Source organism: Actinomadura sp. KC345, assembly GCF_004348515.1.
Taxonomy (GTDB): domain Bacteria; phylum Actinomycetota; class Actinomycetes; order Streptosporangiales; family Streptosporangiaceae; genus Spirillospora.
This window is the reverse complement of sequence record NZ_SMKH01000476.1, coordinates 1-3,755: the sequence shown is the minus strand read 5'-3', so window position 1 is coordinate 3,755 and position 3,755 is coordinate 1. Positions and strand designations below refer to the sequence as shown.

The 3,755-nt window shown below is 67.6% G+C and carries 3 protein-coding genes and 1 pseudogene; 2 read left to right on the top strand and 2 right to left on the bottom strand.

The features are described from left to right. Positions 1-415 precede the first annotated feature (415 nt). Positions 416-1,075, top strand: a complete 660-nt coding sequence (locus E1281_RS38415) for an RNA ligase family protein (RefSeq protein WP_243717789.1) — start codon at positions 416-418, stop codon at positions 1,073-1,075. A gap of 233 nt (positions 1,076-1,308) precedes the next feature. On the opposite strand, the pseudogene E1281_RS38410 reads toward E1281_RS38415, so the two are convergent. After that, a pseudogene (locus tag E1281_RS38410) lies at positions 1,309-2,373 on the bottom strand (aldo/keto reductase). 111 nt (positions 2,374-2,484) lie between these two features. Between E1281_RS38410 and E1281_RS38405 the strand changes: the two are divergent. Beyond that, positions 2,485-3,456, top strand: coding sequence for a helix-turn-helix transcriptional regulator (locus tag E1281_RS38405; RefSeq protein ID WP_207943761.1), 972 nt, complete (start codon positions 2,485-2,487; stop codon positions 3,454-3,456). Positions 3,457-3,621: 165 nt separating this feature from the next. Here E1281_RS38405 and E1281_RS38400 read toward each other — a convergent pair whose 3' ends face one another. Further along, positions 3,622-3,738 carry an AraC family transcriptional regulator gene (locus E1281_RS38400; protein WP_243717790.1) on the bottom strand — a complete coding sequence of 39 codons (117 nt, stop codon included), beginning with the start codon at positions 3,736-3,738 and terminating at the stop codon, positions 3,622-3,624. Positions 3,739-3,755 lie beyond the last annotated feature (17 nt).

Sequence of the window (3,755 nt, the reverse complement as noted above, 5' to 3'; positions counted from 1 at the left end):
TGCCGTGTCGTCACGGCGGCCTGGTCGGCGAGAGTCATCGTCACTGCGCTCTTCGTCCTGTCCCGCCCTGCTTGATATCAGAAGGACTCATTCGTGCCTTGTGTCACAGCAGTCTGACAGAGAGGGGCAGGACACGACCTGACCGTGGCCTGCACGCACGGCATCATCGGCGCGCTCGCCAGCCGCGCTCGCCTGCTACGCCGACAAGGAAAGGGCAGCACTCCAGTAGCCGCACTGTGCTCAGAAACCCCTCGCGGCTCGACATGAGCATGCTCGAAAATAGCGGGATGTTCGACATGGGCAAATCGACGCGCTGAACTCGGCGACGAAGTACCCCTCGATCTTCACCTACCACGCCCTCGGGGAGCGTGGAGCACTGTCCGAGGAGCTGACGACCTTCGACGGCTTCGACGGCATGACGTACGTGACCGAGAAGATCGACGGTACGAACAGCCGGATCGTCGTGCTCCCCGGCTCGGCCGACTACTTCATCGGTTCTCGCGAGGAGTTGCTGTACGCACGGGGCGACCGCGTCGGGAACCCGGCAATGGGGATCGTGGAGGCGCTCAAGCCGTTGGCGGAGCGGCTCGTGCAAAGCCGCCTTTTCGACTTCCACCGACCGATCGTCACGCTGTACCTGGAGGTCTTCGGTGGCAAGATCGGCGGCCAGGCCAAGCAGTACAGCGCGAAAGGCGCCGTGGGGTACCGGCTGTTCGACCTCGACTCGACGGAGATGGACGTCTTGGGCTGGGAGCGCAGCCGCATTTTCTCATGGCGGGACGACGGCGGGCAGGAGTTCCTTGATGTGGATGCCTTGCAGGACCTGGCGGATGGCTTGGACATCCCCTCGGTGCCGTACCTGAGCGTCGTCAGCGGCGGGGACCTGCCCAAGGACGTGAAGGGCATGTCGGCCTTCCTGACCAAACACCTTCCCGAGTCCCAGGCAGGCCTGGACGAGACGGCGGGCCGTAAGCCGGAGGGTCTGGTGCTGCGCAGCCTCGACCGGTCAAGGATCGCCAAGGCGCGCTTCCAGGATTACGAGCGAACCCTGAAACGCCGCCACCAGCGGCGGTGAGGCCAGGACCACCGAGTGAGAGTTCCTTTCGGCGAAGGCGCCCACCCGGGGATCGCGTCGAGATCCCCCGGGCGTTCGCGAAGCGAACGGCCATCAGGGTGCCACGCGGCAGGGCGACGCGTCCGCGCGGGTCCAGCGCGCCGCGAACGTGCGGGCGGGCGCCGACGAGCGGGCGGTGACTTCCGATGAGCTGCGCTTCCGCCTGGTCGCCGCCCTCGGGGCTGGAACGTCGATCAGCGACGGTTCTCGAACCTCATGTCGCCCACGGTCACATTGCGGACGTGGTCACTGGCGAGCATGGCGTGCGGGAAACCGAGTCCGATCGCGCTGGCCTCGTCGAGACGGGCGAGATGGGGGGCGGAGAGGTCGACCTCCAGGGCGCCCAGATTGCCCTCCAGCTGAGCGGGAGTGCGGGCGCCGATGATGGGCGCCGCCACGCCCGGGCGCCGTAGGGCCCAGGCCAGCCCGACCTGGGCGGGCGTGCAACCCTACTCCGCGCCGATCTCCTTGACGACATCGGCGATGGCGAGGTTGCGTTCGGTGAGCGTGCCCAGGGCGAAGTTGAAGCTCTTGCGGGTGCCGTCGGCGGACGCCGCGTTCGCCGACGTCAGGTCGTCGCGGCTGTACTTGCCGGTGAGCAGCCCCCCGGCCAGCGGTGAGTACGGAACCACGCCCAGTCCCATCTCGCGTGCCATGGGAATCAGATCGCGTTCCCCGGTGCGCTCGATCAGGTTGTACTCGATCTGCAGCGCGACCAGCGGGGACCAGCCGCGCAGGTCGGCGATCGCCTGCATGCGCGACACCTGCCAGGCCGGGGCGTTGGAGATCCCCACGTAAAGGATCTTGCCCTGCCGGACCAGATCGTCCAAGCCGCGCAGTATCTCCTCTACCGGAGTCGTGAAGTCCCACACGTGCAGGTAGAACAGATCTATGTAGTCCGTGTTCAGCCGCCGCAGACTCGATTCCACCGACGCGAACAGGTTCTTGCGGTGGGCACCCCTGGCATTCGGGTCGCCGGGCCGCCGCAGCGTCGTGTACTTCGTGGCCAGCACCAGGTTTTCGCGCTTGCCGCGAGCGAACTCGCCCAGCAGGCGCTCGGAGCTGCCGTTGCTGTAGGTGTCGGCGGTGTCGATGAAGTTGCCGCCGCGGTCGACGTAGACGTCGAACAGCTTGCGCGCGTCCTCCGGCTCGGCGCCCCAGCCCGACTCGGTGCCGAAGGTCGCCGCGCCCAGCGCCAACGGTGAGACCCGCAGCCCGGACCGGCCCACCAGCCGGTAGGTGTCAAGGGTGAGTGACATCGTGTCCTCCTGTGTTCGTGATCCGAGGACAAGCCTGCGACCCCCGCAAGCAGGGGGTAAGGGAAGGCGTTTCCTGGGAACAGCAGTCCCACCCAGGCTGTTGGACCGGACATGATCAGCCCCGCCGTGGATACGGCACAGGAGCTCGCCGCGTTTTTGCGGACCCGGCGCGAGCGCCTGGACCCGCGGGATCTCGGCCTTCCGTCACGCCCGCAGTCCCGGCGGACCCCGGGACTGCGCCGCGAAGAGGTCGCCGAACTCGCCGGGGTCAGCATCGACTACATCGTGCGGCTCGAACAGGCACGTGGGCTGCGGCCCTCGGCGGGCGTGGTCGAGGCGCTGGCCCGGGCGCTGCGGCTGACCCCCGACGAACGCGCCTACCTCTTCGACCTGGCTCGCCAGCGCCCCCGCGACGCCGGCAAGCCCGCCGCCGCCGCGGCGCCGCCGCTGCTGCGCCTGGTGACCGACCTGTCGCCGCTGCCGGCCATGCTGCTGAACCACCGTTTCGACATCCTGGCCTGGAATCCCGAAATGGCGAAGCTGCAACTCGACTTCGACACCCTGCCGCCGTCCCAGCGCAACGCGATGTGGCTGTGCCTGATGCACCCGACGATGCGCGAGTACTACGTCGACCATGAACGCGTCACGCGGGAAGGGATAGCCCGCCTCCGCGCAGCGTGGGCCGCGCATCCGGAAGATCAGGCGTTGACCGACCTCATTTCCGAACTTTTCGCTCACAACGAGGAATTCGCGCGGCTGTGGGCCGAGCGGGACGTCAAGGTCAACGGCCGCGGCGACAAATTGGTACCAACCTCTCCGGCTTCCAGCGCAGCCACGGACCCATCAGTCGATCCGCCGGACCTGCCGGTCGACAACGTTGTGCGGCTCCTCACCACGGTGGACGCCGCCCTGCGTGACCACCTCTGCGAGCACGGCGAACACGCATATGACGCGGATATGGACGCCTATGAAGAGTTGGTCCACGACGTCATCTGGGAGGATCCGGGTGTCGTCGTCCTCCGCACGCTGGCTCGTACGCCGTCCCTGGACGGATCACGCCGCCGCGGGTGCTGGAGGGCATGACCGCAGCCCTGGAGACCGCTGTGGACGCGCCTCCTCCCGAACTCTGCGCACATGACGATGACCACCCCGTCCTGGCCTCCGAACCGGCGGCATGGGGCAGGCTGACCACCCCGAATCCGGATGACCGGCAAGAAGACATCCGTGTCGCCGGCAGACAGGTCTTCCCTAGTCCGTGTGCGCTGTGGCGTACTGCCGGCGGAACTGGCGTGGTGAGAGCCCGTAGGCGGTGCGGAACGTCTGGCTGAAGTGTGCGGGGCTGGTGAATCCCCACCGGGCGGCGATGGCGCTGATGGGACGGG